Origin of the sequence: Vibrio zhugei, from assembly GCF_003716875.1 — a bacterium.
GTDB lineage: Bacteria > Pseudomonadota > Gammaproteobacteria > Enterobacterales > Vibrionaceae > Vibrio > Vibrio zhugei.
The window spans coordinates 543,730-570,445 of the sequence record NZ_CP033078.1; the positions used below are offsets into that span (position 1 = coordinate 543,730).

The following is a 26,716-nucleotide window of genomic DNA, read 5'->3' on the forward strand; positions in this document are numbered from 1 at the left end:
TGCTTAGTGAGTTTGTTTACGAGCTTTCGTGGGGAAAACTTTCACTAGCTTAATGCGGTTTTCTTCGAGCTCAACAATTTCCATAGGGTGCTTGGCAACCAGTAAGCTCAGTTTACTTTCTGGGATATGCTCAAGGTGTTCTAAGATCAAGCCATTTAATGTACGTGGTCCATCAGTCGGTAATTTCCAACGTAGGCTCTTATTGATGTCTCGAATATTCGCGCTGCCCTCAATTAAAAAGCTGCCATCGCTTTGCGGCGTAATTTCTTCAGCAAGGCTAGGGGCCATAGAGGTCGTAAACTCGCCAACAATTTCTTCGAGAATGTCTTCCAGCGTAATGAGGCCGACAATGTCACCATACTCATCTACGATTAAGCCAACCCGCTCTTTATTACGCTGAAACTTCAGTAACTGCACGTTTAATGGGGTGGATTCGGGAATGAAATACACTTCATCGGCGGAGCGTAATAGCGTTTCTTTGTTGAATTCGTTTTTTTCCAACATCAGGCGAGACGCATCACGTAAGCGCAGCATGCCCACCACTTCGTCAATTTGATCACGATAAAGCACCACGCGGCCGTGCGGGGAATGTGTTAATTGACGAACAATCGACTTCCAGTCATCGTTGATATTAATGCCGGTAATTTCATTGCGCGGCACCATGATGTCATTCACGGTGACATGCTCCAAATCTAGGATGGACAGCAGCATATCTTGGTGACGGCGCGGAATTAATCCGCCAGCTTCATTGACGACTGTGCGCAACTCTTCTGGATTAAGCGAGTCATCGCCTTGGCTTTGCGGTTTTAACCCAAGAATACGGATAAACGTATTGGTAATAATATTCACCAACACCACCACAGGCGAGAGCACTTTCATTAAAACCGTCAGTAAGACACTGCTAATGTAAGACACTTTTTCTGGGTAGAGCGCCGCGACGGTTTTTGGCGTCACTTCGGCAAATACTAATACCACTAAGGTTAACACCCCAGTCGCGATGGCGACGCCGACATCGCCGTACAGTCTCATACCAATGATCGTCGCAATCGCCGAGGCTAAGATATTGACGAGGTTATTACCAATCAGAATGAGACCAATGAGGCGATCTGGACGCTCAAGCAAACGCTCAACGCGCTTAGCGCCTTTGTGACCAGTATTGGATAAGTGCTTTAATCTGTATCGATTCAAAGACATCATTCCTGTCTCTGAACCTGAAAAATAAGCTGAAATGACGATAAGGCACGCTAATAGCGCAAACAATAAACCCGTCGAGATGTCGTCCAAAACGGTCCTTTTCCTTTTAACAATGAAAGTAAGTTATAACCTACATGAGGTTGAGTATTAATGATACCAAGGTGCAGCATGACGCTTAGTTAAGAATAACCTCTTTAACAAAGCGGCTACCAAAATACGCGAGTGTGAGTAAAAATGCACCACTTACCGAAAGCCATGTCACTTTTTTGCCTCGCCAACCTTTTTGGTAGTGTCCCCATATTAACAGAGAGTAGACAATCCATGCGAGCACTGACAAGACACCTTTGTGGGCTTTGCCTTGGGCCACCATATCACTCAAAAAGCCAACGCCTGTAATGATTGTTCCGGTTAACAAGAGGTTACCGACAATGAGGATGTTGAAACAGTGCCGTTCGATACGCAGTAGTGGCGGGAAGTTCGGGTTAATCGCCAAACTTTTTTTATGTTTCAATTTGTGATTGAGCCACGCAATTTGAATCGAGTAGAGCGTGCCAATACATAAGGTTGAATAAGAAAATAACGCAAAGGAAATATGAACCATTAACATCGGGTCATCTTCTAAATGCGTCATGAAGGTATCAGGGACAAAATTGGCGACGACCAACACGATAGCGGAAAAACTGTAGACGATCGGCAATAGGAACCATAAGCGAGTTTTAAACATCGCAATGGTCATGAGAGCGGTGATCATAAAGCTCACCACAGACGCGACATTTAAGATGCTGAGGTTTTGTCCGTTATGATGAAAAATAAGATCACTGAGAAGCCAAGCATGAAACAGAAGTGCACACACAGCACTGATGAATACCGCTTTTTTCTTAATGCCTGTCTGGTTCACAATACCAGGAACAATCATAGCAATGGCAATGAAGTATAACAGTGCGGCAACTAATGTGATTAGGTTGTCCATATTTCTCACAAAGCTAATAAACGAAGATTCTAATTATACCTTGCCTGTCGACGATGAGCTATGACGTTTAGTCACTGATTTTTTGACTTATGACTGGAAAAGTGGATTTATATGCCAAACGAAATGCGGGTTGTCGTTTGCAACGGGTATGACTATCGTTCTGCCTAAGGTATACTTGCCAAAGATTATCGCCTCATAGCGAAGAGAAAAGCATATGTTTGAGAATTTAACCGATCGATTGTCGAGTACGCTGAAGAACATCAGCGGTAAAGGTCGTTTGACCGAAGATAATATTAAAGAAACGCTGCGCGAAGTCCGCATGGCGTTGCTTGAAGCGGATGTTGCGCTTCCTGTCGTTCGCGAATTTGTGAAGCGCGTTAAGGAAAACGCTGTCGGTGTTGAAGTGTCTAAATCACTCACTCCGGGGCAAGAGTTCATCAAGATTGTTCAAGCTCAGCTTGAAGCGGTAATGGGCGACGCCAACGAAGCGCTTGATCTCGCCGCTCAGCCGCCGGCTGTGGTACTGATGGCCGGCTTACAAGGTGCAGGTAAAACGACCAGTGTTGGTAAACTTGCGAAACTGCTTACTGAGCGTGATAAGAAAAAAGTGCTCGTGGTGTCAGCCGATGTCTATCGCCCAGCGGCGATCAAACAGTTGGAAACACTAGCAGAGAGTGTCGGCGTTGAATTTTTCCCTTCATCTGCGGATCAAAAACCCATTGATATCGCCAATGCAGCGATTGACCATGCGAAGAAAAAATTCTTTGATGTGTTGATCGTCGATACCGCCGGTCGTTTAGCGATCGATGAAGATATGATGGCGGAGATTCAATCACTCCACACGGCAATTAAGCCAGTTGAAACCTTGTTTGTGGTCGATGCCATGACCGGGCAAGATGCTGCAAATACGGCGAAAGCCTTTGGCGATGCGCTGCCTTTAACTGGGGTGGTGTTAACCAAGGTTGATGGTGATGCCCGTGGGGGTGCAGCTTTATCTGTTCGTCATATTACGGGTAAACCGATTAAATTTTTAGGTATTGGTGAAAAAACCGATGCACTAGAACCGTTCCATCCTGATCGCGTGGCATCACGTATCTTGGGGATGGGCGATGTGTTGTCTTTGATTGAAGACTTACAAAAGAACGTCGATCATGAAAAAGCCGAGCAATTAGCGAAGAAGTTCAAACAGAAGAAAGGCTTTGATCTCGAAGATTTTCGCGAGCAACTCGGACAAATGCAAAACATGGGCGGCATGATGGGCATGCTCGATAAGCTGCCTGGTATGAATAAGCTTCCGGATAATGTGAAAGGCAATGTCGATGATAAAGTCTTTAAACAAATGGAAGCGATGATCTCATCCATGACGATGAAAGAACGTCATAATCCGGATTTGATTAAAGGCTCGCGCAAAAAGCGGATTGCCGCAGGTTCAGGAACCCAGGTTCAAGATGTGAATCGTATGCTTAAACAGTTCACCCAGATGCAGAAGATGATGAAGAAAATGCAAAAAGGTGGCATGAAAGGTATGATGCGCAACATGCAAGGTATGATGGGTGGCGGCATGGGCGGCGGCGGTTTCTTCGGTCGATAGCCTCTGATATCCACTTTTTTGTAAGTGTTTTATCAAATTGCCATCACTGTCACAGATTTTTTACTGATTTGTAGTGGTGAAAAAAACTAGCGAAACCCCTTGCATTGCCTTGGAATAGGAGTAAAATTCCGAGGCTTTATTTTGGCACGAGACCCCAAGCTGTGTTTTTTAGACGGTGATGGGGTTATTTTAATTATTGAGAAAGCAAAGAGGACGACATGGTAACCATTCGTTTGGCACGTCACGGCGCTAAGAAGCGTCCATTCTATCAAATCGTTGTTGCAGACAGCCGCAACGCTGCTACAGGCCGTTTCATCGAGAAAGTAGGTTTCTTTAACCCTACTGCTACTGGTCAAGAAGAAGGTCTTCGCCTTGATCTAGACCGTGTGAACCATTGGGTTTCACAAGGCGCGACTGTTTCTGATCGTGTAGCAAAACTGGTTAAAGACGCTAAAGCTGCGGCTTAATCGTTTTAAAGTAGTAGCTAGTTTATGTCGATGGAAGGTAAAGAAACGATGAGCAAACAAGACGAAACCATTACGGTTGGAAAATTTGGTTCAACTTATGGTATCCGAGGTTGGCTTAAAGTTTTTTCCTATACAGACAATCCAGAAAGTATTTTTGATTACAGTCCTTGGTTTGTAAAACGCAAGGGCGAGTGGGTTGAGTACCAAGTCGAAAGTTGGAAGCGCCATAATAAAGGCATGGTGGTGAAATTAACGGGGTTAGATATCCGTGAAGACGCTCACCAACTGACAAATTTCGAAATTGGGATTAACCCGGCGGTACTGCCAGAACTGCCAGAAGATGAGTTCTACTGGCGAGAATTATTTGGTATGCAAGTCGTGACGACTAAAGGGTACAACCTTGGTGAAGTCACCGATGTCTTAGAGACGGGCTCCAATGATGTTTTGGTGGTTAAAGCAAATCCGAAAGATGCTTTCGGCCAAAAGGAACGTTTAATCCCGTTCCTTGAAGAGCAAGTGATCAAACATATTGATCGTGAAGCTCAACGGATCGAAGTTGACTGGGATCCTGGATTCTAACTCCAGAACGGTAAGGCAAGAATCATATGTGGGTTGGCGTAATAAGCCTCTTTCCTGAGATGTTTCAAAGCATTACGGATTTTGGAGTAACAGGTCAAGCGGTAAAAAAAGGGGTCATGTCTGTGCAAACTTGGAATCCTCGTGATTTCACGCACGACAAACGTCGTACTGTTGACGACAAACCCTACGGTGGTGGTCCTGGCATGTTAATGATGGTTCAGCCTTTGCGCGACGCCATTCATTCAGCCAAACAGGCCGCTCCGGGTAAGGCGAAAGTTATTTATCTCTCACCGCAAGGTCGTAAACTCGATCAAGCGGGCGTAGAAGAACTGGCAACCAATGAGAATTTGATTCTGATTTGTGGTCGCTACGAAGGGATAGATGAACGTATCATTGAGTCTGAGGTTGACGAAGAATGGTCAATCGGGGATTTTGTGATGACGGGCGGGGAAATCCCAGCCATGACGTTGATTGATTCGGTCTCGCGGTTTGTGCCGGGAGTACTTGGAGATTTTGCGTCAGCAGAAGAAGATTCTTTTGCGAATGGTTTGTTAGATTGCCCCCACTATACGCGTCCCGATGTGCTAGATGGTAAAGAGGTACCGAGTGTACTGAAATCTGGTCATCATGAGGATGTGCGCCGTTGGCGACTGAAGCAGTCGCTAGGCCGAACTTGGCAAAGAAGACCAGAGCTCCTGGAAAACCTAGCTCTGACTGACGAACAGGAAAAATTACTGGCTGAGTTCATTAAAGAATTTCAGACCTCGTAAACCTATTAAATTTAGTATCAGTTTATTCTAGGAATTAAATAATGAGTAACATCATCAAGGCTCTAGAAGAAGAGCAAATGAAAAAAGACCTACCTAACTTCGCACCAGGTGACACTGTTGTGGTTCAAGTTCAGGTAAAAGAAGGTGACCGTGAACGTCTACAGGCGTTTGAAGGTGTTGTGATTCGTAAACGCAACCGTGGTCTACACTCAGCTTTCACTGTACGTAAAATTTCTAACGGTGAAGGTGTTGAGCGTACGTTCCAAACTCACTCACCAGTTGTTAATAGCATCGAAGTGAAACGTCGTGGTGCAGTACGTCGTGCCAAATTGTACTACCTACGCGATCGCTCTGGTAAGGCTGCTCGTATTAAAGAGAAGCTTACTAAGAAATAATGCTAGAACTCGCGTTCTCATGAAAACGGAGCCCATTGGGCTCCGTTTTTTTATGTGTGTCTTTGGTTGATTCGTCCAATGTCATAACGACCGTGTCATGACGCTCGAGCCTTATTGAGCTCAGTCGTAATTATCTTCTGCGATGGTCACGGGCAGGGTGATTTCTTTACCGTTACGTAAAATGGTGACTTTTACCGAGGTACCAGGACGTAAGTTGGTGACGGTGTCCATGACCTCTTGACGACCTGTGATTGTCTGACCGTTGATTTGAGTGATAATGTCGCGTTTCTGCAAGCCTGCTTTTTTCGCTGGGCCATTAGGATCGACGCCCACGACTAAAATTCCCCCCGCTTGTTGTCCATTTCTAAGACGACTGGTCACGGCATTCATATCTTCACCATCAACACCTATGTAGCCACGAATAACCCGACCATCGGCGATGATCTTTTGCATGATGGTGTTGGCCAATGAAAACGGGATCGCAAAAGAAATGCCATAGGTTTCAATATCGGTGGCTTGCTGGAATGAGGCGGTATTAATGCCCACTAACTCGCCACGCGAGTTGACTAGCGCACCGCCAGAGTTGCCTGCGTTAATGGCGGCATCGGTTTGAATAAAGGCTTGACGTCGACCAGCACTGATCGATGAACGCCCTGTCGCTGAAATAATCCCAAAGGTGGTGGTTTGTCCTAAGTTATAAGGATTGCCAATCGCCATGACGACGTCGCCAACTTTGGGGTGATAGTGTGGGTTGACTGGGATTATCGGTAGGTGATCCCCTTCAATACGCAGGACGGCAAGGTCTGTGCGTTTATCTTTGCCAACGAGTTGTGCCGCGGCCACTCGTCCATCTTGTAATGCGACGATGATTTGGTCAGCTTTGGCAATAACATGATAGTTGGTAATAATGTAGCCTTTCTTGCTGACAATGACCCCAGATCCCAAGCCTTGGGTAGACAGCTTTTTACGGTTGTTGCGATCGTATTGACGGCTATAAATATTCACAACAGCTGGCGCAGCGCGGCGTACCGCCGGGTTGAATGAGAGCTCCATGGACGCGATGTTCTCAGGATCGGGGTGTTCTAGTTTTACAATATGCTCACGCAATGATGGTATGGCTACAATGATTATAGCGGCTGCTATTAGCCCAATAATGACTGAGCGAATCCAAAATTTCAGCATACGTTCCCCAAGATAACTCACAGTGTCAAAATACAATGAGCTCTATTGTATGCTGAATCTGTCTCTTCTCGCTACCACGTTTTCGTTTGATTACATTTCTCGAGTGGATGATTTCGTTCGAATTATTACGAAAGCCAATAAAAAAGAGCAGGGAGCCTGCTCTTTTAAGGATGGTGTTGAGCCCTTTGTTATGTGATTAGCGCACAACAAGATACAGGGTTTGTGAGCCACGTTTGATGTTGAGGGCCAGTACGCTGGGTTTCTTCTCCAATACATGACGCAAATCGGCGATGTTTTTCACGCGATGACGGTTAACGCCGATAATGATGTCACCTTTTTTCAATTGATATTGATCGGCAGGTGAGTTCGGTTTTACGGCGGATACCTTGACTCCTTTCATGCCATCGTCTGAACTGGTGTTGACAAAGGAGGCGCCAGCTAAGCCTTGATGAAGCTCTGATGCGGTCATCTTAGTTTCTGTTTGTTTCCCTAGCGTCACGTCGAAGGTTTTATGATCTCCGTCGCGAATGACTCCCATTTTGATTTTTTTGCCGACACCTAATGTCGCGACTTTCGCACGCAGCTCTGCGAAGGAGTGAATGGTCTTCCCATTAATGGAGATGATCACATCACCCGCTTTCAGGCCAGCTTTTGAGGCGGCGGTATGTGGCATCACTTCACTCACAAAGGCGCCTTTGCTTGAGTCTAAGCCTAATGCCTCCGCCAGATCTGAGTTCACTTCACCGCCTTTCACGCCTAACATACCGCGTTTTACTTCGCCGTATTTGAGGATTTGGTCAGTTAGGTTTTTCATCATATTGGAAGGGATCGAGAAGCCTATACCAATGTTGCCCCCATTGGGGCCAAGGATGGCGGTGTTGATACCTATCAGTTGTCCCTTAAGATTGACCAATGCGCCCCCAGAGTTACCACTGTTAATGGCGGCATCGGTTTGAATGAAGTTTTCAAAGTTTTCAATATTAAGACCACTTCGGCCAAGAGCCGAAATAATGCCGGAGGTGACAGTTTGACCAAGGCCAAATGGATTGCCGATAGCCACCGCAAAATCACCGACTTGGAGATCATCGGAATCAGCAATTTGAATTTGTGTTAGGTTTTTCGCATCTTTGAGTTTCAGTAAGGCGATATCAGACATTTTGTCGCTACCGACTAAGGTTGCATCGTATTCACGGCCATCTTTTAATTGTACTTTGATTGAGTCCGCGCCCTTAATCACATGATAGTTGGTAACGACGTAGCCTTTATCTGCATTAATGATGACGCCTGAACCCAATCCTTTGAATGGACGTTTCTCGAGTTGTTCTGTTGGAAAATCGGGTCCAAAGAAAAAGCGAAACTGTTCTGGAATATGTTGACGAGAAACTTGGGTACCTTCAACGGCGATGCTCACCACCGCGGGCGTCACTTTCTTTAACATTGGGGCGAGGCTGGGGACATGCTCACCACTGACGGTCATTGGAATCGCGGCAGAAGCAGGCATTGGAGCCATTATAGAACTTAAACTAAGGGAAAGGGCGGTTAATGCAAGCAAAGGTTTTTTCATCATAAAACTCCTCGAAGTTACACAACGGTGTGATCAAATATGAGTGGTAAAGCCGGCATATTCAATACGCGCAATGTAATTTATGACTCAAAAACCTTTGTAAAGTTCAGTGGAGAATTTAACAATTAATTTGCTTGATTCTTGATGACTTCTGACGGATCAACAAATTGCTTTTCTTCACCTTTAAGTAAGCCTGTGGCACCTAAGGCATAATCTTTTGGAGGAAAACTGTCCTCATTATCGTCCTCTTTCGCCGTATTGCTTGGCTTCCCTTGGGTGACTAATTTATCAAAAGGATTATCTTGTTCGGGCAGGTGTGCTAATAACTCAGCCGATGTCTGCGCCATGTGTTGATAAATTTTAGTGTAGTCCTTTCCTAAAGTATCAAGCAGTTCTGCGGATTGACTTAAGTGATCAGCAAACTCCTGACGTTGTTGTTCGAGTTCATAATTCGCGTGTTGCAGCTCATTGTGCAGGGATTTTTGAGACTTGTATTGTGGCGTCATAAGGCGGGTAATCACAATGCCCACGACAATACCGACCAGCAAACCTACAATTGCGTATATCCAAGGCATAACAGCTCCTTATTGTTGTTATTTAACATGTTTTACCATTTAGTTACACATGCCCTTAGCCCATGTTACTATGATTTGATGGGTTGGATAAAGAAAAAGCATATGCGCAATACGTCAGTTTTTCACTTTTAGAATAGTAGATGACTATGACTCCAAAGCAACGTTATGAACAAGATTTAATTAAGCATGAATTTCAAAGAGATGCAGCACAATCTGTCGCGATTGAGGCGTTAGAGACCTTGTATCATCAGTGCATCGAATTCTCTCAAGCGCCCCCTATTGAGGTCAGTTGGTGGCAAAAAATTACCAAACGAGCCCCGAAACCCGTGGCCCCGCCAAAAGGATTGTACTTTTGGGGTGGGGTAGGACGCGGTAAAACCTATCTCATGGATCTTTTTTATGAGGCTTTGCCCTTTGAAAAGAAAATGCGCAGCCACTTTCATCGCTTTATGCTACGCGTCCATCAAGAATTAGCACAACTCGGTGAAATCAGTGACCCGCTGAATCAGGTTGCTGATATTTTGGCACAGGAAACTCAAATTATCTGTTTTGATGAGTTTTTCGTGTCTGATATCACTGATGCCATGATTTTGGGGACTTTGTTTCAAGAGTTGTTTCAGCGTGGAGTGATTTTGGTCGCGACGTCTAACTTGCCCCCTCATGATTTGTATCGTAATGGCTTGCAACGTGCCCGCTTTTTACCTGCGATTGCTTTGATTGAAGCCAATTGCCACATTCTCAATGTGGATAGCGGAGTGGATTATCGTCTCAGAACATTAGAGCAGGCGGAAATCTATCATTACCCGTTAGATAAATATGCCAGTGATTATTTACTGAATTATTATCAGCAAGTCGCAGGTGTCACTGACACGCACCCAACCACGATTGGTATCAATCATCGCGATATTGATGTGTGTGGTGCCCATGATGGCGTGTTGTTGGTGACGTTCGCTCAACTATGCCAAACCGCACGCAGTCAAAATGATTACATTGAACTGTCACAGCTCTACCATACGGTCTTTTTACAAAATGCCCCGCAAATGGATCGCAGTATGGACGATTCTGCACGACGCTTTATTGCGTTAGTCGATGAGTTTTATGAGCGTCATGTGACATTAATTATTTCTGCTGAAGTGGCAATGGATGCCTTATATACCCATGGTCAACTTGAGTTTGAATTTCAACGCTGTCAGTCGCGATTAATTGAAATGCAAAGCCGTGAATATTTAGCGCGCGAACATTTGATTTAGCGTCGACTTAGTCATGACTTTCAGGCATGATACGCGGCTGGGCAATGCGAGGCGGAGTCACGAACTTTTTTGAAAATTTTCTCACTTTTTTTATGAAATGAGGTGATTTTTTCTTCAGTCTTCTCTATAATCTCGCGACCCACCGTTACTGCAGGTCTTGAAGACCGAGAGTGCATCCACTCGAAGGGGTGATGACTGGGCTCTTAGACAGTGGGAGTATGTATATGCTCCTTAATGTGTAAATTTAAATAAACGGGTTATTATTAGCATGAAAACTTTCGTTGCTAAACCAGAAACTGTAAAACGTGACTGGTATGTTGTAGACGCTGAAGGTAAAACTCTTGGCCGTCTAGCAAGTGAAATTGCATTACGCCTACGTGGCAAACATAAAGCTGAATACACTCCTCACGTTGACACCGGTGATTACATCATCGTTGTAAATGCTGAGAAAGTTGCCGTAACTGGTAATAAAGCTAAAGACAAAGTGTACTACCGTCACTCTGAATTCCCAGGCGGCCTAAAATCTATCACGTTTGAAAAACTGATCGATCGTAAGCCAGAAATGGTAATTGAATCAGCGGTTAAAGGCATGCTTCCGCGTGGTCCTCTAGGCCGTGCTATGTACCGTAAGCTTAAAGTTTACGCTGGCGCTGAGCATAACCACATTGCTCAACAACCAAAAGTACTAGACATTTAATCGGGGACTTGGAAAATGGCAGAGAATCAATATTACGGCACTGGCCGTCGCAAAAGCTCAGCTGCACGTGTTTTTATCAAACCAGGCAGCGGCAACATCGTAATCAACAAGCGTAGCCTTGATGAGTACTTTGGTCGTCCAACAGCTCGTATGGTTGTTAAACAACCACTTGAGCTAGTTGAAATGACTGACAAACTTGACCTATACATCACTGTTTCTGGCGGTGGTATCTCTGGTCAAGCTGGCGCTATCCGCCACGGTATCACTCGCGCTCTTATGGAGTACGATGAGTCTCTACGTCCAGCACTACGTGCTGAAGGTTACGTGACTCGTGATGCTCGTAAAGTTGAGCGTAAGAAAGTTGGTCTACGTAAAGCACGTCGTTCACCACAGTTCTCAAAACGTTAATCTCGTTTTGTCAGAACCGACATCCAGTTTTCTGGAGTGTGGTGCCAAAGCCCGGTTTTTACCGGGCTTTTTGTTTTTTATTCTACTGTAACACTCGTTGTCCTATTACCGGGTTTCTCCTGGGTCATTCTCTCTCATCATCTTGCTCGTCAATGCCTGCTCCCTTGATTATTTCTATGACATAGACAAAACTTGTTAGTGTCGTCGCCTTATGCATGTGGTTTCTTTTCCATAAATGGATGTGTCGGTATTTTTATCAATAAGAGACGGAGTGTTAGCGTCATAAATAGTTGAGAGTGCAATAGAATGAGTGATAGCGTGATGAACACGAATTGTGCTATTATATCGCGCTAATTTCCTTTTTTTATAAATCGGTGGATACCTAATGCCATTGATTTTTGTTTAAGTGTGCTGGAGGGCTCCATGGCTGTTGCTGCCAATAAACGTTCTGTGATGACTTTGTTTTCAAGTGCCACTGATATGTATAGCCATCAGGTTCGCATTGTTTTGGCTGAAAAAGGCGTGAGTTTTGAAGTGGAGTTAGTTGATGAAACTAACCTACCAGCAGAACTTATCGAGTTGAACCCGTATAAATCGGTTCCTACTCTCGTTGATCGCGAGCTCGCTTTGTATGACTCAAAAATCATCATGGAATACCTTGATGAGCGTTTTCCTCATCCACCATTGATGCCTGTTTACCCGGTTGCTCGTGGTAATAGTCGTTTGATGATTTATCGAATTGAACGTAATTGGTACACCTTGGTCGATAAAGTCGTCAACGGTTCTGCAGAAGAATCAGAGAAAGCCCGTGATCGTCTACGTAATGACTTACTCACACTTGCGCCTGTGTTTGCGGAATATGAGTACTTCATGAGCGAAGAATTTAGCTTAATTGATTGTTATTTAGCTCCGCTACTTTGGCGTTTACCTGTTCTGGGTATTGAGCTTGTTGGCCCTGGCTCGAAAGAATTGAAAGTGTACATGAACCGTGTCTTTGAACGTGATTCGTTCTTGGCTTCACTTACTGAAGCTGAACGTGAGATGCGCCTAGCTCGTTAATGGTTGTTTATGGATATTGAAACAATGACACCGCGTCGTCCATTTCTGTTACGTGCCTTTTATGATTGGCTATTGGACAATGACTTAACTCCTCATCTGGTGGTGGATGCCACCATGAATGGAGTGAATGTTCCATTAGAATTCGTACAAGACGGACAGATCATATTAAACGTTGCCCCTCGTGCAGTTGGGAATCTACAACTGGGCGATGATGCTGTTACGTTCAGTGCTCGCTTTGGTGGCCGTCCTCATTCGGTGATGGTCCCGCTATATGCTGTGCAAGCCATTTATGCACGTGAAAACGGTGCAGGCACGATGTTTGAGCCTGAGCCAGCATATGAGGAGCAAATGGATGACTGGCAAGCGCCTGTCGAAGACAGTGGCAGCGAAGAAGAGACAATGATGTTAGTCTCGGACACTGATGATATCGTTGAAGTCGAACGTGATACGCCAGCCGATACTCATGTCGACACGTCTCATGATGACGATGATGAGCCACCACGTCCGCGTGGTAAACCAAGTCTTCGAGTCGTCAAGTAGTCACATACCAGACAATAAAAAAACAGCCTTAATGGCTAATGCCGATCAGTTAAGACTAAAATGATCGGTTGAAGGATCCATCTAACGTGTCAAAATCCGAGTGTATTCATGCACTCGGATTTTTTTATGTTTTTAAGACAAGCACTTAACCAAGTACACAAATTTTCTGCTGAACAACTTTCGGGGTTATCTGACCTACTTTCCCCTGAACTCATTTCGCAATGTTTAGAAGATACCGGAATTACCACAGTTCGTAGACGAAGATTGCCTATGGAGATGATGGTATGGAGTGTCGTTGGGATGTCTTTATATCGTCACTTGTCTATGGAGAAAGTTGTGTCGAAACTGGATATCCTCCTTCCAGGTAAGAAGCCATTTGTTGCTCCAAGTGCCGTCATCCAAGCCAGACAACGGTTGGGCTCCGATGTCATGAAATCCGTTTTTACTCAAACACAGAAGATTTGGCATGATAAAACGCCTCATCCAGACTGGCATGGACTCACGCTTCATGCTGTCGACGGCGTCGTCTGGCGAACGCCAGATACGAAAGAAAACGGTGAGACATTCAGTCGGACTCGGAATCAAAAGTGCTCGTCCGAATATCCTCAAGTGCGCATGGTCTGCCACATGGAACTGACTAGTCATCTTCTAAATAGCGCTTCGTTCGATTCCACATCAACAAGTGAAGTGGACCTAACAACGGAGCTCATAGAGCAATCACCAGATAATAGCCTGACTATCTTCGATAGAGGTTTTTATGCGCTAGGGCTTTTACACCGTTGGCAGACAACAGGGACAGAAAGACATTGGCTAATTCCCATGCGTAAAGGGGCGCAATACACGACACTTCGCCAATTAGGACGTGGTCAAGAGCTGGTTGAGTTAACGCTATCCCCACAAGCGAAGAAGAAGTGGCACGATGCACCAGAAACACTCGAGGCTCGATTAATCACCAAGACGATAAAGGGGAAGGAAGTTCGGTTATTAACCTCAATGACAGATCCCTTGCGTTACCCAGGGCAAGACATAGCCGAGCTATATAGCCATCGGTGGGAAATCGAACTTGGTTATCGAGAAATGAAGCAATATATGCTGCAAAACACCCTAACCCTAAGAAGTAAAAAGCCTGAGCTAGTAGAACAAGAATTATGGGGCATGCTGCTGGCTTACAACTTACTTAGGTTCTTGATGTGCCAAATGGCTTACGATCAAAACAAGGTCATGCCTTACCAGATAGGGTTCAAACAAGCTTCGTTGTTCTTAATAGGGCAATTACAGCAACTGCCGTCAGTGGCACCGGGAAGGGTCCCGGAGGTGATGAATTACATCTTAGATATGGCTGAGAGTTTTACGCTGCCAGAAAGGAGAGAACGAAGCTATCCAAGAGCAGTAAAAAGAAGGCCCAGTCGCTATGCGACCAGGCCTTCTAAAAGATGTTAAATGCCTCTTAACTTACAAGCATTAGCCTTAATGGCTGCTTTTTTATTTCATATTGGCGATGGATGAACTCGGTCGAGGATTAATCCGCGTAGTTAAAGGCGCGGATCACTTGTTTGACGCCTGAAATGTGTCTGGTGATCTCAGTGGCAACTTTGGCTTGCTCATGAGTAATATAACCAAATAAATACACGACGTTATTTTCGGTTTCTACGGTGATTTTGACGCCATTCAACTTTGAGTCGGTCAGCAGAGATGATTTAACTTTGGTGGTTATCCAAGTGTCATCGCTTACCTGCGCGAAGCTCAGCGGTTCACCAATATCGACTTTGTTATGCAACTCTCTCACGCCCTTCATTTTACGGACTTTATCTACAAATTGATCCAATATTGCACGTTGTTTCGCTTGTCCAATCAGCACCACTTTGCCCTGATAGGAGACAGCGGTAACCCGTAATTGATCTTTGTAGGGCGCTTTATGACTTAAACCACCGATATCTAATTCTAAATGATTGTCATCCCAAATCTGCTGCGCAGAACGAGGATCAGTGACGAGATTCGCGGTCGTTGCCGCACCGGCAATTAAAAACCCCGCGCATCCTGTCGTGGAAAACGCTAACACGCTAACAAGAATAAGAGACAGATAGTTTTTCATAGTTTTACTCTTCGTGAGCTGGGAAAAGTACTTGGTCAATTAAGTCACAGAGACAATGTAGCGTGAGCATATGCACTTCATGGATGCGTGCTGTACGCTGTGAGGGAATACGAATTTCTACGTCGTGTTCACCCAATAACCCCGCCATTTCACCACCATCTTTGCCCGTCAGAGCAATGATGGTCATATCGCGTGTGACGGCGGCCTCCATGGCTTTAATAATATTTTGGCTGTTACCACTGGTCGAAATCGCGAGCAAAATATCCCCTTGCTGACCGAGTGCTCGCACTTGTTTCGAGAAGATTTCTTGGTAAGCGTAGTCGTTGGCGACCGCGGTCAGTGTCGTTGCATCGGATGCCATCGCTAATGCAGGCAGGCTAGGGCGCTCAGTTTCAAAACGGTTAAGTAAGCAAGAGGTAAACTGTTGCGCATTGGCCGATGAGCCGCCATTACCACAGCACAGGATCTTATTGCCATTGAGTAAGGTGGTAACCATTGCTTGTGAGGCATGCATGATGGCATCAGGAAGTGCTTCTGCGGCGGCAATTTGAATTTGAATACTTTCGGTAAAGCTATTTTTAATGCTGTCGAGCATTGTCTATCCTTCCGTTATTGCGTTTTTTATCCATTCGATATGGTCTCCGGTATTGTGAATCGCCACTATATCAAATCGGAAGTCAGTTGTATGAACATTCAGGTGTTGTTGTTTCAGCCACACATTGGCTGTACGGATAAGAAAGCGCTGTTTGGCGCGAGTCACCATTTCTGCCGCATGACCATGCTGCTGGTTCTTGCGGTATTTTACTTCGACAAACACGAAAGTGCCATGATCATTCATGATGAGATCCAATTCCCCACCGCGAATCGTAAAATTCTTTTCCACAAGCGTGAGCCCTTGGCGGCTTAGATACTCGGCCGCCAATTGCTCGTAATGTTCGCCCGTTTTACGATGGTTACTTGAAAACATAGCCTGTCTTAGTGTTTTGCCCAACTGATGTCACGGTGAACAAGACAGCGGTCATCAATGCTTAACACACCAGTTTGTCCGTTGATGGTATAGCCTTGTACAATTTTCATTTGTGGTAATTCCATCATTAAGCGATAGGCGTCCATACCAAGAGCCTGTAATCGACGCTCACCATTGGTATCTTGAGGCCACAGCTTATCCATTTGATGCTCAACGGAGACATCAGGATGAATTAAGAGTGGAATATCGCTGTAGGTAATCCCTGACATATCTTCATATTGTTTGCTTGCCCCATTACTGGTTGAGTTAGCAAATAAGCGTGGTGGTGTGGTGTCTGGGTTCACGGCGACTTCAATGAAGGGTTTAATCAGCGTTAGCTCTGAACTTTTGGTCACGATATAGACGGCGTCGATATCACGACGGCTACGTGGCTGCGTTTGGAGATTGAGATGAGTTAACTGTTCAATCTGAGCAATATTTTGTTGGCTGTGTTGTAAACCGAATACCGCGTTGATATTGCGTTGCAGTTGGCTCTTATCGCCGAACAAGCTTGAAGCCACATCGTGGTCGCTGTATTTTTTCCATTCTTTTGTGAACGCATCCACCACACGTTGACCATAGGTGCCTTTCGGGGCAAGAATCAATGGATAGTGGTAACCTTCACTGAATATATGTTTGGCCGCCTGTGCCACTTCCTGTTCAGGAGACAGCGTCAAATAACACGTTTGGTAACCCGCCTGCACATTTTCTGGGATGTTCAATGCCAACGTATGTATTGGATGATCACTGCTTGCTTGAGCGTCTTGTAGCTGCTCTACTTTGTCTTTTTGCAATGGCCCGACAATAAAATCGATGTGGTTTTTATGCAATGTATCGTTGATGTCTTGTATTGAATGCTTGTTGGTGTCGATGACGGTAAAGTTTGTGTTTTCTTTACGTGCATCGTCATTCATGAGTGACAAAATAAACCCATCGCGAATCAATGCGGCTTGATTGGCGTATTTGCCGGTGAGCGGCAAGAGTAGCGCGATGTTTTCTGGCTGACGGATGTCCATATCTAAGATATCCGTAATGTCTTTTGGCGTATTCAACGCTGCAGGATGTTGCGGGTTCTCTTGCAGCCAGTGTTTGAGCGTATTCTGAAGCTGCGGTAAATCACTACCTAAGGTTTTCATATAGATAGCAAGTTGTAACCAGCCATCCAAGATTTTTTCATCCGGTTGTGGTGACAATTCAGTAATCGAAGTGGCATTGTACTGATTGAGCTTTTTCCAAATGTTATCGGATATGTCAGCCCACTGAGATTGCGGAAGAAAATCATACAGTTGTACGAGTTGACGGCTTGCTTCAAAGGGTTGCTCGAGCTTGGTGTACACCAAGGCTTTCAGTCGATAATAATGTTGCCACTGAGCGTCCTCAAGTGAATCATCTGCTTTGAAATCCAATTGTGCTAGCGCTTTCTTATACTGCTCCACATTGATCAAAAGTTGGGCTTTTGCCAATTGCCACTCGGCGTCTTGTTTCGTAGATAAGGTTTGTTTGGATAAGCGTTTGCTCAACAATTGTGCTTGTTGAGTATTATTAGCCGCGTTCGCCGCTTTCATTGCCATAATCAGCAAATCGTTTTGTAGACGGCCTTGCGTGGTGTCGGCCTGCATGATGTAGGTCTGTGCCGTCTCGCTTGGCTTGCTCGTGATATTAATCAAATTTGGTGCCGTAGGCGTGGTTGAACAAGCCGCCAGCATCATTGCTAATGCAACAGGAGTGAGTAAGCGTGGTACACTGAGTCTCTGGTGGTTTTTCATAGCCATGAGTTCTTATATTAATCCGTGTAAAATTGTCTTTATAATAATCGCTGAAGTGATGGTAAACAAATGACTGATAACAAAACCTTGGACGTTCCAACGTTATATATAGTTCCTACGCCAATTGGTAACCTTGGTGATATAACTCAACGAGCTTTAGATGTACTTTCAAGTGTAGATGTTATCGCCGCTGAAGATACTCGCCATACCGGCCGATTGCTCTCACACTTCAATATTCAAACGAAGACGTTCGCGCTTCATGATCACAATGAACAGCACAAAGCTCAAGCTTTAGTTGATAAATTATTATCAGGATTATCGATTGCGCTTGTCTCCGATGCTGGTACACCATTAATCAGTGATCCAGGTTATCATTTGGTCACACAATGTCGTCAGGCGGGTGTTAAAGTTACGCCACTTCCTGGTGCGTGTGCGGTGATCACGGCGCTCAGTGCGTCGGGTTTACCGTCAGATCGTTTTAGCTTTGAGGGGTTCTTCCCCGCCAAAAGCAAAGGGCGCAAAGATAAACTGATGGAGATTGCCAACGTTGAGCGTACCTGCATCTTCTATGAATCCCCTCACCGTATCACAGATTCCCTGCAAGATATGCTGGAAGTGTTAGGTCCGGATCGCGAAGTTGTCTTAGCGCGTGAGCTCACTAAGACTTTTGAAACCATTCAAGGATTGCCTCTGGGTGAACTGATTGACTGGATAGAAGAAGACAGCAACCGTAAACGTGGGGAAATGGTATTACTCATTCATGGGCAGCGTGAACAGAAAGATGAGGCGCTACCCGATGAGGCGTTACGTACGTTGGGCATTTTGAACAAAGAACTCCCGCTTAAGCGCGCTGCAGCCGCAACCGCGGAGATTTATAATGTGAAGAAAAACGCATTGTATAAATGGGGATTGGATAACCTCGATTAAGGGGTGTTGTTATTTTGCGCATTTATTCGGGAATTTGTCGATTTTCCCGATTCTTGGTGGACACTAAGAAGGGTTATCGATATTATGCGCGCTCGGAGTTGGCCAGGGTAATCGCTGCCTTATTGATGTCCCTTGACCTTGTGTTGGGGAGACTGATGAGGGGGAGGAAAGTCCGGGCTCCATAGAGCAGGGTGCCAGGTAACGCCTGGGGGACGTGAGTCCACGACAAGTGCAGCAGAGAGAATACCGCCGATGGCCTATTCATTGAATAGTGCACAGGTAAGGGTGAAAGGGTGCGGTAAGAGCGCACCGTGCGTCTGGTAACAGTGCGTAGCAAGGTAAACTCCACCCGGAGCAAGACCAAATAGGCTTCCACATAGCGCGGCTCGCGTTTGGAGGCGGGTAGGTTGCTTGAGCCAGTGAGCGATTGCTGGCCTAGAGGAATGGTTACCACCGCGTAAGCGGTACAGAACCCGGCTTATACGGCCAACTCCACCCAATTGAAACCCATCATGGCTCTTGAGTTATGATGGGTTTTTTGCTTTATATTGACTCAACCGATACGAAAAGCTTTAAACTTAGTGCCCCATCACGCCCATATCTGGGTAATGAGTAGCGGTAGTGTCGGAAATAGGTACACTAATTAAGACAATACACCGCCGAACCGGCGTAATGAGATAACCATGACTGAATCTTTTCAACACATATCTGTGCTACTCAATGAATCTATTGATGGGTTAGCAATCAAACCCGATGGAACCTACATCGATGGGACGTTTGGGCGAGGCGGTCATAGTCGCACTATCTTGTCAAAATTAGGTCCTAACGGTCGATTATTCAGTATTGATCGTGATCCTCAAGCTATCGCAGAAGCACAAAAAATTGATGATCCTCGCTTTACCATTGTACATGGCCCGTTTTCAGGTATTGCCCATTATGCACAGCAGCATGATCTTGTGGGACAAGTGGATGGGGTCTTGTTTGACCTGGGCGTGTCGTCTCCTCAGCTCGATGATGCGGAGCGTGGCTTTAGTTTTATGAAAGATGGCCCTCTGGATATGCGTATGGATCCGACGGCTGGGATGCCCGTCTCCGAATGGCTAGCCAAAGCGGATCTGGATGACATTACTTGGGTGATTCGTCAGTTTGGTGAAGATAAACATGCGCGGCGTATCGCGCGTGGTATCGTGGAATATCGTGAGAATGAAGCCAATGAACCCCTGCTGCGTACCGGGCAATTAGCGAAGCTGATTTCTGATGTCGCTCCAAAGAACTACAAAGAGAAAAAACACCCAGCCACACGCGCATTCCAAGCGTTTCGCATTTATATCAACAGTGAGCTGGAAGAAATTGATAAAGCCCTGCAAGGCGCGATGCGTGTTCTTGCTCCTGAAGGACGGTTATCGGTGATCAGTTTCCATTCGTTAGAAGATCGCATGGTAAAACGTTTCATGCGTAAAGAGAGTCAAGGCCCTCAGGTGCCGCATGGTATTCCGATGACGGAAGACCAAATCAAAGCGCTAGGAAGTGCTAACCTTAAAACCATTGGAAAAGCAATCAAACCGAGCGAGGCCGAGGTGGATCTGAATCCGCGTTCTCGTAGCTCAGTGTTAAGGATTGCAGAGAAACTGTAACGATCACGATGTCTCAGCCATCCCCGAAACTTGCGAAAATGATTTTAATCGACCTACTGACGGTAGGTCGTATTCCACTGATTCTCATGGTATTGATTTTTGCTAGTGCCATGGGCGTCGTGTTGACTACTCATGATACCCGTCAATCTGTCTCCCGACTCAGTCAGGTACAAAGCGAACGTTTTGACCTAGATAATGAATGGCGCAATCTTATCATTGAAGAAACCGCCTTGGCTGAGCATAGCCGTGTTCAGGAAATTGCTGAAGAGCAGTTACACATGCAGCGTCCTGATGCGGACAAAGAAGTAGTGATTAAACTGAAATGAAAAAACCGTTCAACAAGAAAAAGCCCAACACACCGAATACCAATAAACGTCAGACGGAACAAGGCAACGACCCCTTGTTTATTCGCTGGCGTTTTTATTTAATTTTAGGGTTCGTATTTGTCGCTTTTGCTATTTTAATCGTTCGCGCTGCCTATATTCAGGTCATTGAGCCCGATAATCTTATTCACCAAAGCGACTTGCGTACGGTTCGCTCGAAAACCATTCATTCTGAGCGTGGCATTATTTCCGATCGTAATGGCGAGGCTCTTGCCGTAAGTGTGCCTGTGGACGCGGTATGGGCGGATCCGGCCACCATTATTAAAAAAGGGAGCTTGCAAGAGAAAAATCGTTGGTATGCGTTAGCCGATGTACTCAATTTGGATCGCCAAGGCTTGATTAAGCGGATTGAATCTCATAAAAATCGCCGCTTTATTTATTTGCAACGCCAAGTGAATTCGGCGATGGCCAATTATATCCGCGAGCTTAAATTGCCCGGCGTGGGCCTCAAATCCGAATCTCGACGCTATTATCCGGCAGGAGAAGTGAGTGCTCACGTGGTCGGGGTGACGGGAATCGATGGCCATGGTCTTGAAGGCATTGAGCGCAGTTACGATAAATGGTTGACCGGCGAAGCGGGCAAACAAATCATTCGTAAAGACCGCTATGGCAATGTGGTTGAAAATATCTCCTTAGATAAGAGCCAAGCAGGGAAACCCTTGCAATTGACCATTGATCAGCGACTACAAGCGATTGCGTTTCGTGCGGTGAAACAAGCGATGGCTGACTACCGTGCCACTTCCGCTTCTGCTGTGATGATCGATGTCAAAACGGGCAATGTCCTCGCGATGGTCAATGCGCCCTCTTATAACCCCAATAATCGTTCCGATTATCAGAATTTTAAAATGCGTAACCGCGTAGTGACGGATGCGTTTGAACCTGGCTCAACCGTCAAACCATTCGTGGTATTGGCCTCATTGGAAAATGGTACTGCAGACGAACATACGATTATCGATGTGGGTAATGGCTCCATGCGCATCGGTGGGGCACGGGTTCGCGACTCTGATCCGATTAAAGGCGGCAAAGCCTCGCTACAAATGATTTTGAAAAAATCCAGTAACGTCGGTGTGTCTAAGCTTTCCTTGCGTATGCCGATTGAAGCCTTGCTTGGGATGTATCGCTCGGTCGGGCTGGGGGAAACGTCAGGATTAAACTTGCCGGGTGAAAGTACCGGTATTTTCCCTAGTCGTCAGCGTTGGTCCGATTTTGAACGCGCGACCATCGCCTTTGGGTATGGATTGTCCATTACCCCGATTCAATTAGCCCATGCTTATGCCACATTAGGCAATATGGGGAAATATCAGCCATTGCACCTCATCGAAAGTCAAAGTAATCGTAATTTGGAGCATCAAGTGGCGGATCCTCATTATGTGCGCGAAGTCCTCAACATGCTAGAAACGGTGACTCAACCAGGGGGAACTGCGGTGAAAGCTGCGGTCCCTGGATATCGAATTGCCGCCAAAACCGGGACGTCTCGCAAAGCCGCGGCTGGGGGCTATAGTGATGAATACTTTGCTTACACCGCAGGGGTTGCTCCCGTGAGTAATCCGCGTTTGTCGTTGGTTGTCATGGTGAATGAACCACAAGGCGATTCTTATTATGGTGGTGCAGTTGCAGGTCCTGTTTTTGGAAAAATTATGAAAGGGGCGTTGCAGATTCTGAATATTGCGCCTGATGAAAACAAGTTCAAGAAAGATAAAAACGATTAATTATGAAAGACATGTTAGAGAAAGTAGGCAAAACGCTCGGTGAGTTGCTGAGCTCATGGTGTGCGATAGCGCGCTCTGATATTGCACAGATTACGGTGACCGATTTGCAGCTGGACAGCCGCCGAGTGCAGCCCGGAAGTACCTTTGTCGCCATTATTGGCCATGCGGTTGATGGGCGTCAATTCATGGCAAAGGCAGCGGCGCAAGGTGCCAATGCCATCATTGCGCAGGCGGATGACGTCCACCACCATGGTGAGATCGCCGATTGTCATGGCACGCCGGTGGTGTATGTGGCGCAACTCAACGCCCATTTATCCCAGCTCGGACGTGATTTATATGGCGAACATACCAATCAAGCGATCGCAGTCACCGGCACCAATGGTAAAACGACGATTTCTCAACTGATCGCTCAGTGGTTGACCCGATTAGATACACCGACTGCGGTAATGGGGACGACAGGCAATGGCTTTTTAGATGCGTTGCAACCCGCGTTGAATACCACGGGCAATGCGATTGATATTCAGCAAACGTTGCATCAATTGAGCCAGCAAGGGGCGCAATATACAGCGTTGGAAGTGTCTTCGCATGGCTTAGTGCAAGGACGGGTTAAAGCGATCGATTTTGCGGCCAGTGTGTTCTCTAATCTCAGCCGTGATCATTTGGATTATCACGGAAGCATGCAGGCTTATGAAGCAGCCAAAAAGCAATTGTTCACTGAGCATGAATGTGGTGTCGCCATCATTAACGTTGATGACGAAGTGGGAAAACGTTGGAGCACGGACCTCGATAATGTGGTCGGTGTTTCTTTGCTTGGCCCGCCAGACACGGATTTGCAACTATGGGCTCGCCATGTCGATTATGCCGAGTCTGGTATTGTGATTCATTTTGCGGGATCGTGGGGAGAAGGCACATTGCACACCCCACTGATTGGGGCGTTTAACGCTTGCAATGTGTTACTGGCATTGGCCACCTTGCTCTCGCTCGGGATGGATAAGAACGCCTTGGTGAGCGCCGCGCCATCTTTGCAAGCCGTTATTGGACGTATGGAGTTATTTCAACAGCCTCAGCGTGCCAAAGTTGTGGTCGATTATGCCCATACCCCGGATGCATTAGAAAAAGCACTATCGGCTCTGCGGATACATTGCCAAGGCCGCTTGTGGGCGATCGTCGGTTGTGGTGGGGATCGTGATCGAGGAAAACGCCCGGTCATGGCGAAAGTCGCAGAACACGGTGCCGATAGGGTGATTTTGACCGATGACAATCCGCGTAGTGAGTCACCTGAGCAGATTATTGCTGATATGCAGACTGGGTTAGTGCATCCCGAGCAGTGTCACGTCGAGCATAACCGTTTTGATGCACTGTCTTTCGCGTTAACGAATTCGGCAAGTGATGACATTATTTTGCTGGCGGGGAAAGGCCACGAAGATTATCAGATCATTGGTGAGCAACGCCTACATTATTCAGATCGCGAGTCGGCGCAAACTTTATTGGAGTTGAATGTATGATTACTACGTCCTTACAAGCCATCGCTCAAGCAGTAAACGGACAATGGCATGGTGATAGTCCAGTGATTGACTATGTGTCAACGGATACCCGTGATATTCAAGCCAATACATTATTCATTGCTTTGATTGGTCAGCGTTTTGATGCCCATGACTTCCTGACCCAGGCACAAGAAGCCGGTGCGGTTGCCGCGCTCGTCTCTCGACCACTCGACAGTGATTTTCCTCATATTGTCGTCGATGATACGCGAATAGCCTTGGGACAGTTGGCCGCTTGGGTACACCAGTGCTCACAGACTCCAACCGTCGGGATTACCGGAAGCTGTGGAAAAACCACGGTGAAAGAAATGACCGCAAGTATTCTCTCCCTGAAAGGGCGTGTCTTATCGACTGCGGGAAATTTCAATAACGATATTGGGGTTCCGTTAACGTTACTGCGCTCAACCGTCGATGATGACTTTGCCGTGATTGAAATGGGCGCCAATCATATTGGTGAAATTGCGTATACCACACAGTTAGTTAAGCCCGATGTGGCACTCGTTAATAACGTTGCGGCCGCTCACCTTGAAGGGTTTGGCTCGATCGATGGGGTAAAACAAGCCAAAGGTGAAATTTATCTCGGTTTACCTCAAGCGGGCATCGCATTGGTGAACTTAGACAGTTGTGGTGAAACTTGGTTTGAGACGGTACTTGCGGGGAAAAACATCAAAACTTTTTCTCTCCATGATCATAATGCTGACTTTTTCCCCAGTGATATCAGGCTAAATGAACAAGGCCAAGCCAGCTTTACACTCCATTCACCACAAGGAAGCTTACCGATTACACTCGGTATTATGGGCCAGCATAATGTGTCTAATGCACTCGCTGCGGCCGCTCTTACGATGGAAATGGGAGCGAGCTTGAGTGAGGTTCAAAAAGGCTTGGCAAGTTTACAACCTGTTAAGGGGCGAGTCAGTGCCTTCACATTAACAGACAATGTGAAAGTCATTGATGATAGCTATAATGCCAGTGTGCCCGCCATGAAAGCGGCGATCGACTTGTTAGGTGAGTTTGGTACGACTCGCTGGTTAATTTTGGGCAATATGGCTGAGTTAGGTCATGAAAGTCTTGCACTTCATCGACAAGTCGGTGAACATGCGTACCCATTTCAATTTGAGCATGTTTTAACATACGGTGATGATGCCAAAATCATCAGCGAGGTGTGTCAAGGCCAGCACTTTGCCACCCATGAAGACATGATTGCGTTTATTCGGCAGCAACTACAAAAAGAAAGTCAATCCACCCATACGCTATTAATTAAAGGCGCATTGAGTTCGGGCATGGGTAAGATTGTTGCTGCTCTTAAGGAGATATACACATGATTATTTGGCTTGCGGATTTGCTCCAGCCATATTTTTCGTTTTTCCGTTTATTTGAATACCTTTCGTTTCGTGCGATTGTGAGTATTTTAACGGCATTAAGTCTTTCGTTATGGATAGGCCCTCGTCTTATCAAACGATTACAATTACTGCAAATCGGCCAAGTGGTTCGTAACGATGGTCCAGAATCGCATTTTAGTAAGCGCGGTACCCCAACGATGGGCGGTCTGATGATCCTCGCTTCTATTACGGTGACGGTGTTACTTTGGGCCGACTTATCAAACCCTTATGTATGGGCTGTGCTGGGTGTTTTGCTCGGTTATGGCATCATTGGCTTTATCGACGATTACCGTAAAGTGGTACGGAAAAATACCGATGGTTTGATCGCTCGCTGGAAGTATTTTTGGCAATCGCTGATCGCGCTGGTGGTCTCGTTCGCGCTTTATGCCTACGGGCAAGACACCGCCGTGACGCAATTAGTGGTGCCATTTTTTAAAGATGTTATGCCGCAATTAGGCTTGATGTTCGTGATTTTAAGCTACTTTGTCATTGTGGGAACCAGCAATGCGGTGAACTTAACCGATGGGCTCGATGGCTTAGCCATTATGCCAACCGTCCTAGTATCCGCGGGATTTGCAGTCATTGCATGGGCAACGGGTAACGTCAATTTTGCCGAATATTTGCATATTCCTTATGTTGCGAATGCGTCCGAGTTAGTGGTTGTGTGTACGGCGATTGTGGGGGCCGGTTTGGGCTTCCTATGGTTTAATACTTATCCTGCTCAAGTGTTTATGGGCGATGTCGGCTCTTTAGCATTAGGCGGAGCATTGGGTACCATCGCGGTATTAGTGCGCCAAGAATTTGTTTTGGTGATTATGGGCGGCGTATTCGTTATTGAAACCTTATCGGTCATTTTACAAGTCGGCTCTTATAAATTACGCGGTCAGCGTATTTTCCGAATGGCGCCTATTCATCATCACTACGAGCTGAAAGGGTGGCCAGAGCCGCGTGTTATTGTGCGCTTTTGGATTATCTCGATTGTATTAGTGCTAGTGGGCTTGGCCACACTAAAAGTTCGCTAATTTAACAAGGAGTGAG

28 protein-coding genes and 1 other RNA gene are annotated in these 26,716 nt (G+C 46.0%); 20 read left to right on the forward strand and 9 right to left on the reverse strand.

The window, feature by feature from the left end; all coding sequences use genetic code 11:
• Window positions 1-3 precede the first annotated feature (3 nt).
• Both EAE30_RS07705 and EAE30_RS07710 read right to left on the reverse strand, forming a co-directional pair.
• Window positions 4-1,284 carry an HlyC/CorC family transporter gene (locus EAE30_RS07705; RefSeq protein ID WP_123015397.1) on the reverse strand — a complete coding sequence of 427 codons (1,281 nt, stop codon included), beginning with the start codon at window positions 1,282-1,284 and terminating at the stop codon, window positions 4-6.
• A gap of 85 nt (window positions 1,285-1,369) precedes the next feature.
• The gene (locus tag EAE30_RS07710; RefSeq protein WP_123015398.1) at window positions 1,370-2,164 is read right to left on the reverse strand and encodes a cytochrome C assembly family protein; all 795 of its coding nucleotides are present in this window, start codon (window positions 2,162-2,164) and stop codon (window positions 1,370-1,372) included.
• A gap of 214 nt (window positions 2,165-2,378) precedes the next feature.
• Between EAE30_RS07710 and ffh the strand changes: the two genes are divergently transcribed.
• The 5 genes from ffh (at window position 2,379) to rplS (ending at window position 5,966) form a co-directional block, all read left to right on the forward strand.
• On the forward strand, window positions 2,379-3,755 hold the full coding sequence (ffh, locus tag EAE30_RS07715; protein ID WP_123015399.1) for a signal recognition particle protein: 1,377 nt from the start codon (window positions 2,379-2,381) through the stop codon (window positions 3,753-3,755).
• A 218-nt stretch (window positions 3,756-3,973) separates the two neighbouring features.
• On the forward strand, window positions 3,974-4,222 hold the full coding sequence (rpsP, locus tag EAE30_RS07720) for a 30S ribosomal protein S16 (protein ID WP_123015400.1): 249 nt from the start codon (window positions 3,974-3,976) through the stop codon (window positions 4,220-4,222).
• 24 nt (window positions 4,223-4,246) lie between these two features.
• Complete coding sequence (gene rimM, locus EAE30_RS07725) at window positions 4,247-4,801, forward strand: ribosome maturation factor RimM (RefSeq protein ID WP_123015401.1); 555 nt, start codon at window positions 4,247-4,249, stop codon at window positions 4,799-4,801.
• 26 nt (window positions 4,802-4,827) lie between these two features.
• Window positions 4,828-5,571, forward strand: coding sequence for a tRNA (guanosine(37)-N1)-methyltransferase TrmD (trmD, locus tag EAE30_RS07730; protein ID WP_123015402.1), 744 nt, complete (start codon window positions 4,828-4,830; stop codon window positions 5,569-5,571).
• 41 nt (window positions 5,572-5,612) lie between these two features.
• Window positions 5,613-5,966, forward strand: a complete 354-nt coding sequence (gene rplS, locus EAE30_RS07735) for a 50S ribosomal protein L19 (protein WP_123015403.1) — start codon at window positions 5,613-5,615, stop codon at window positions 5,964-5,966.
• Window positions 5,967-6,086: 120 nt separating this feature from the next.
• Here rplS and degS read toward each other — a convergent pair whose 3' ends face one another.
• Entirely contained in the window at window positions 6,087-7,148 is a 1,062-nt protein-coding gene (gene degS, locus EAE30_RS07740) for an outer membrane-stress sensor serine endopeptidase DegS (protein WP_123015404.1), read from the reverse strand.
• A gap of 49 nt (window positions 7,149-7,197) precedes the next feature.
• Here degS and EAE30_RS18750 point away from each other — a divergent pair, with 49 nt between their 5' ends.
• Window positions 7,198-7,344 (forward strand): hypothetical protein, encoded by a 147-nt coding sequence (locus EAE30_RS18750; protein ID WP_164711817.1) that lies wholly within the window; start codon window positions 7,198-7,200, stop codon window positions 7,342-7,344.
• Here the strand turns inward: EAE30_RS18750 and EAE30_RS07745 are convergent, their stop codons facing one another.
• Together EAE30_RS07745 and zapG are read right to left on the reverse strand one after the other, a co-directional pair.
• Window positions 7,345-8,712 (reverse strand): Do family serine endopeptidase, encoded by a 1,368-nt coding sequence (locus EAE30_RS07745; RefSeq protein ID WP_164711894.1) that lies wholly within the window; start codon window positions 8,710-8,712, stop codon window positions 7,345-7,347. It abuts the gene before it with no gap.
• 125 nt (window positions 8,713-8,837) lie between these two features.
• Window positions 8,838-9,287, reverse strand: a complete 450-nt coding sequence (zapG, locus tag EAE30_RS07750; protein ID WP_123015406.1) for a Z-ring associated protein ZapG — start codon at window positions 9,285-9,287, stop codon at window positions 8,838-8,840.
• Window positions 9,288-9,433: 146 nt separating this feature from the next.
• Here zapG and zapE point away from each other — a divergent pair, with 146 nt between their 5' ends.
• The 6 genes from zapE (at window position 9,434) to EAE30_RS07780 (ending at window position 14,681) form a co-directional block, all read left to right on the forward strand.
• Window positions 9,434-10,537: a cell division protein ZapE gene (zapE, locus tag EAE30_RS07755; RefSeq protein WP_123017298.1), complete on the forward strand. Its 1,104-nt coding sequence runs from the start codon at window positions 9,434-9,436 to the stop codon at window positions 10,535-10,537.
• A gap of 268 nt (window positions 10,538-10,805) precedes the next feature.
• Window positions 10,806-11,234: a 50S ribosomal protein L13 gene (gene rplM / locus EAE30_RS07760; protein ID WP_123015407.1), complete on the forward strand. Its 429-nt coding sequence runs from the start codon at window positions 10,806-10,808 to the stop codon at window positions 11,232-11,234.
• A 15-nt stretch (window positions 11,235-11,249) separates the two neighbouring features.
• The gene (gene rpsI / locus EAE30_RS07765; RefSeq protein ID WP_123015408.1) at window positions 11,250-11,642 is read left to right on the forward strand and encodes a 30S ribosomal protein S9; all 393 of its coding nucleotides are present in this window, start codon (window positions 11,250-11,252) and stop codon (window positions 11,640-11,642) included.
• 423 nt (window positions 11,643-12,065) lie between these two features.
• The gene (gene sspA / locus EAE30_RS07770; protein WP_123015409.1) at window positions 12,066-12,701 is read left to right on the forward strand and encodes a stringent starvation protein SspA; all 636 of its coding nucleotides are present in this window, start codon (window positions 12,066-12,068) and stop codon (window positions 12,699-12,701) included.
• 9 nt (window positions 12,702-12,710) lie between these two features.
• Window positions 12,711-13,241 carry a ClpXP protease specificity-enhancing factor gene (gene sspB, locus EAE30_RS07775; protein ID WP_123015410.1) on the forward strand — a complete coding sequence of 177 codons (531 nt, stop codon included), beginning with the start codon at window positions 12,711-12,713 and terminating at the stop codon, window positions 13,239-13,241.
• 126 nt (window positions 13,242-13,367) lie between these two features.
• On the forward strand, window positions 13,368-14,681 hold the full coding sequence (locus EAE30_RS07780; RefSeq protein WP_123017299.1) for an IS4 family transposase: 1,314 nt from the start codon (window positions 13,368-13,370) through the stop codon (window positions 14,679-14,681).
• A 79-nt stretch (window positions 14,682-14,760) separates the two neighbouring features.
• Here the strand turns inward: EAE30_RS07780 and EAE30_RS07785 are convergent, their stop codons facing one another.
• Genes EAE30_RS07785 through EAE30_RS07800 form a run of 4 tightly spaced genes read right to left on the reverse strand, consistent with a single transcriptional unit; the run spans window position 14,761 to window position 18,105 of the window.
• The gene (locus EAE30_RS07785) at window positions 14,761-15,333 is read right to left on the reverse strand and encodes a BON domain-containing protein (protein ID WP_123015411.1); all 573 of its coding nucleotides are present in this window, start codon (window positions 15,331-15,333) and stop codon (window positions 14,761-14,763) included.
• Window positions 15,334-15,337: 4 nt separating this feature from the next.
• Window positions 15,338-15,928, reverse strand: coding sequence for a phosphoheptose isomerase (locus EAE30_RS07790; protein ID WP_123015412.1), 591 nt, complete (start codon window positions 15,926-15,928; stop codon window positions 15,338-15,340).
• Between the two features lie 3 nt (window positions 15,929-15,931).
• Window positions 15,932-16,300 (reverse strand): YraN family protein, encoded by a 369-nt coding sequence (locus EAE30_RS07795; RefSeq protein WP_123015413.1) that lies wholly within the window; start codon window positions 16,298-16,300, stop codon window positions 15,932-15,934.
• Between the two features lie 8 nt (window positions 16,301-16,308).
• A complete protein-coding gene (locus tag EAE30_RS07800; protein WP_123015414.1) occupies window positions 16,309-18,105 on the reverse strand; it encodes a penicillin-binding protein activator in 1,797 nt (598 codons plus the stop codon).
• Window positions 18,106-18,174: 69 nt separating this feature from the next.
• On the opposite strand from EAE30_RS07800, the gene rsmI reads away from it, so the two are divergent.
• From rsmI to mraY, 8 genes are all read left to right on the forward strand, one after another.
• On the forward strand, window positions 18,175-19,032 hold the full coding sequence (gene rsmI / locus EAE30_RS07805) for a 16S rRNA (cytidine(1402)-2'-O)-methyltransferase (RefSeq protein ID WP_123015415.1): 858 nt from the start codon (window positions 18,175-18,177) through the stop codon (window positions 19,030-19,032).
• 94 nt (window positions 19,033-19,126) lie between these two features.
• Window positions 19,127-19,530, forward strand: an RNA gene (rnpB, locus tag EAE30_RS07810) — RNase P RNA component class A.
• Window positions 19,531-19,715: 185 nt separating this feature from the next.
• The gene (rsmH, locus tag EAE30_RS07815; protein WP_123015416.1) at window positions 19,716-20,666 is read left to right on the forward strand and encodes a 16S rRNA (cytosine(1402)-N(4))-methyltransferase RsmH; all 951 of its coding nucleotides are present in this window, start codon (window positions 19,716-19,718) and stop codon (window positions 20,664-20,666) included.
• Between the two features lie 8 nt (window positions 20,667-20,674).
• Window positions 20,675-20,992, forward strand: coding sequence for a cell division protein FtsL (gene ftsL / locus EAE30_RS07820; RefSeq protein ID WP_123015417.1), 318 nt, complete (start codon window positions 20,675-20,677; stop codon window positions 20,990-20,992).
• The gene (locus EAE30_RS07825) at window positions 20,989-22,758 is read left to right on the forward strand and encodes a penicillin-binding transpeptidase domain-containing protein (RefSeq protein WP_123015418.1); all 1,770 of its coding nucleotides are present in this window, start codon (window positions 20,989-20,991) and stop codon (window positions 22,756-22,758) included. The genes ftsL and EAE30_RS07825 overlap by 4 nt, the downstream gene beginning before the upstream one ends.
• An 11-nt stretch (window positions 22,759-22,769) precedes the next feature.
• Window positions 22,770-24,263, forward strand: coding sequence for a UDP-N-acetylmuramoyl-L-alanyl-D-glutamate--2,6-diaminopimelate ligase (gene murE / locus EAE30_RS07830; protein ID WP_123017300.1), 1,494 nt, complete (start codon window positions 22,770-22,772; stop codon window positions 24,261-24,263).
• Window positions 24,260-25,621: a UDP-N-acetylmuramoyl-tripeptide--D-alanyl-D-alanine ligase gene (locus tag EAE30_RS07835; protein WP_123015419.1), complete on the forward strand. Its 1,362-nt coding sequence runs from the start codon at window positions 24,260-24,262 to the stop codon at window positions 25,619-25,621. Before murE ends, EAE30_RS07835 begins: the two co-directional genes overlap by 4 nt.
• Complete coding sequence (gene mraY, locus EAE30_RS07840) at window positions 25,618-26,700, forward strand: phospho-N-acetylmuramoyl-pentapeptide-transferase (protein WP_123015420.1); 1,083 nt, start codon at window positions 25,618-25,620, stop codon at window positions 26,698-26,700. Before EAE30_RS07835 ends, mraY begins: the two co-directional genes overlap by 4 nt.
• Window positions 26,701-26,716 lie beyond the last annotated feature (16 nt).

Excerpts from the sequence above, each read along its gene's own strand:
- EAE30_RS07710 (WP_123015398.1), bottom strand. The coding sequence starts at position 2,164 with ATGGACAACCTAATCACATTAGTTGCCGCACTGTTATACTTCATTGCC.
- ffh (WP_123015399.1), top strand. The coding sequence starts at position 2,379 with ATGTTTGAGAATTTAACCGATCGATTGTCGAGTACGCTGAAGAACATC.
- rpsP (WP_123015400.1), top strand. The coding sequence starts at position 3,974 with ATGGTAACCATTCGTTTGGCACGTCACGGCGCTAAGAAGCGTCCATTC.
- rimM (WP_123015401.1), top strand. The coding sequence starts at position 4,247 with ATGTCGATGGAAGGTAAAGAAACGATGAGCAAACAAGACGAAACCATT.
- trmD (WP_123015402.1), top strand. The coding sequence starts at position 4,828 with ATGTGGGTTGGCGTAATAAGCCTCTTTCCTGAGATGTTTCAAAGCATT.
- rplS (WP_123015403.1), top strand. The coding sequence starts at position 5,613 with ATGAGTAACATCATCAAGGCTCTAGAAGAAGAGCAAATGAAAAAAGAC.
- degS (WP_123015404.1), bottom strand. The coding sequence starts at position 7,148 with ATGCTGAAATTTTGGATTCGCTCAGTCATTATTGGGCTAATAGCAGCC.
- EAE30_RS18750 (WP_164711817.1), top strand. The coding sequence starts at position 7,198 with ATGCTGAATCTGTCTCTTCTCGCTACCACGTTTTCGTTTGATTACATT.
- EAE30_RS07745 (WP_164711894.1), bottom strand. The coding sequence starts at position 8,712 with ATGAAAAAACCTTTGCTTGCATTAACCGCCCTTTCCCTTAGTTTAAGT.
- zapG (WP_123015406.1), bottom strand. The coding sequence starts at position 9,287 with ATGCCTTGGATATACGCAATTGTAGGTTTGCTGGTCGGTATTGTCGTG.
- zapE (WP_123017298.1), top strand. The coding sequence starts at position 9,434 with ATGACTCCAAAGCAACGTTATGAACAAGATTTAATTAAGCATGAATTT.
- rplM (WP_123015407.1), top strand. The coding sequence starts at position 10,806 with ATGAAAACTTTCGTTGCTAAACCAGAAACTGTAAAACGTGACTGGTAT.
- rpsI (WP_123015408.1), top strand. The coding sequence starts at position 11,250 with ATGGCAGAGAATCAATATTACGGCACTGGCCGTCGCAAAAGCTCAGCT.
- sspA (WP_123015409.1), top strand. The coding sequence starts at position 12,066 with ATGGCTGTTGCTGCCAATAAACGTTCTGTGATGACTTTGTTTTCAAGT.
- sspB (WP_123015410.1), top strand. The coding sequence starts at position 12,711 with ATGGATATTGAAACAATGACACCGCGTCGTCCATTTCTGTTACGTGCC.
- EAE30_RS07780 (WP_123017299.1), top strand. The coding sequence starts at position 13,368 with ATGTTTTTAAGACAAGCACTTAACCAAGTACACAAATTTTCTGCTGAA.
- EAE30_RS07785 (WP_123015411.1), bottom strand. The coding sequence starts at position 15,333 with ATGAAAAACTATCTGTCTCTTATTCTTGTTAGCGTGTTAGCGTTTTCC.
- EAE30_RS07790 (WP_123015412.1), bottom strand. The coding sequence starts at position 15,928 with ATGCTCGACAGCATTAAAAATAGCTTTACCGAAAGTATTCAAATTCAA.
- EAE30_RS07795 (WP_123015413.1), bottom strand. The coding sequence starts at position 16,300 with ATGTTTTCAAGTAACCATCGTAAAACGGGCGAACATTACGAGCAATTG.
- EAE30_RS07800 (WP_123015414.1), bottom strand. The coding sequence starts at position 18,105 with ATGAAAAACCACCAGAGACTCAGTGTACCACGCTTACTCACTCCTGTT.
- rsmI (WP_123015415.1), top strand. The coding sequence starts at position 18,175 with ATGACTGATAACAAAACCTTGGACGTTCCAACGTTATATATAGTTCCT.
- rsmH (WP_123015416.1), top strand. The coding sequence starts at position 19,716 with ATGACTGAATCTTTTCAACACATATCTGTGCTACTCAATGAATCTATT.
- ftsL (WP_123015417.1), top strand. The coding sequence starts at position 20,675 with ATGTCTCAGCCATCCCCGAAACTTGCGAAAATGATTTTAATCGACCTA.
- EAE30_RS07825 (WP_123015418.1), top strand. The coding sequence starts at position 20,989 with ATGAAAAAACCGTTCAACAAGAAAAAGCCCAACACACCGAATACCAAT.
- murE (WP_123017300.1), top strand. The coding sequence starts at position 22,770 with ATGTTAGAGAAAGTAGGCAAAACGCTCGGTGAGTTGCTGAGCTCATGG.
- EAE30_RS07835 (WP_123015419.1), top strand. The coding sequence starts at position 24,260 with ATGATTACTACGTCCTTACAAGCCATCGCTCAAGCAGTAAACGGACAA.
- mraY (WP_123015420.1), top strand. The coding sequence starts at position 25,618 with ATGATTATTTGGCTTGCGGATTTGCTCCAGCCATATTTTTCGTTTTTC.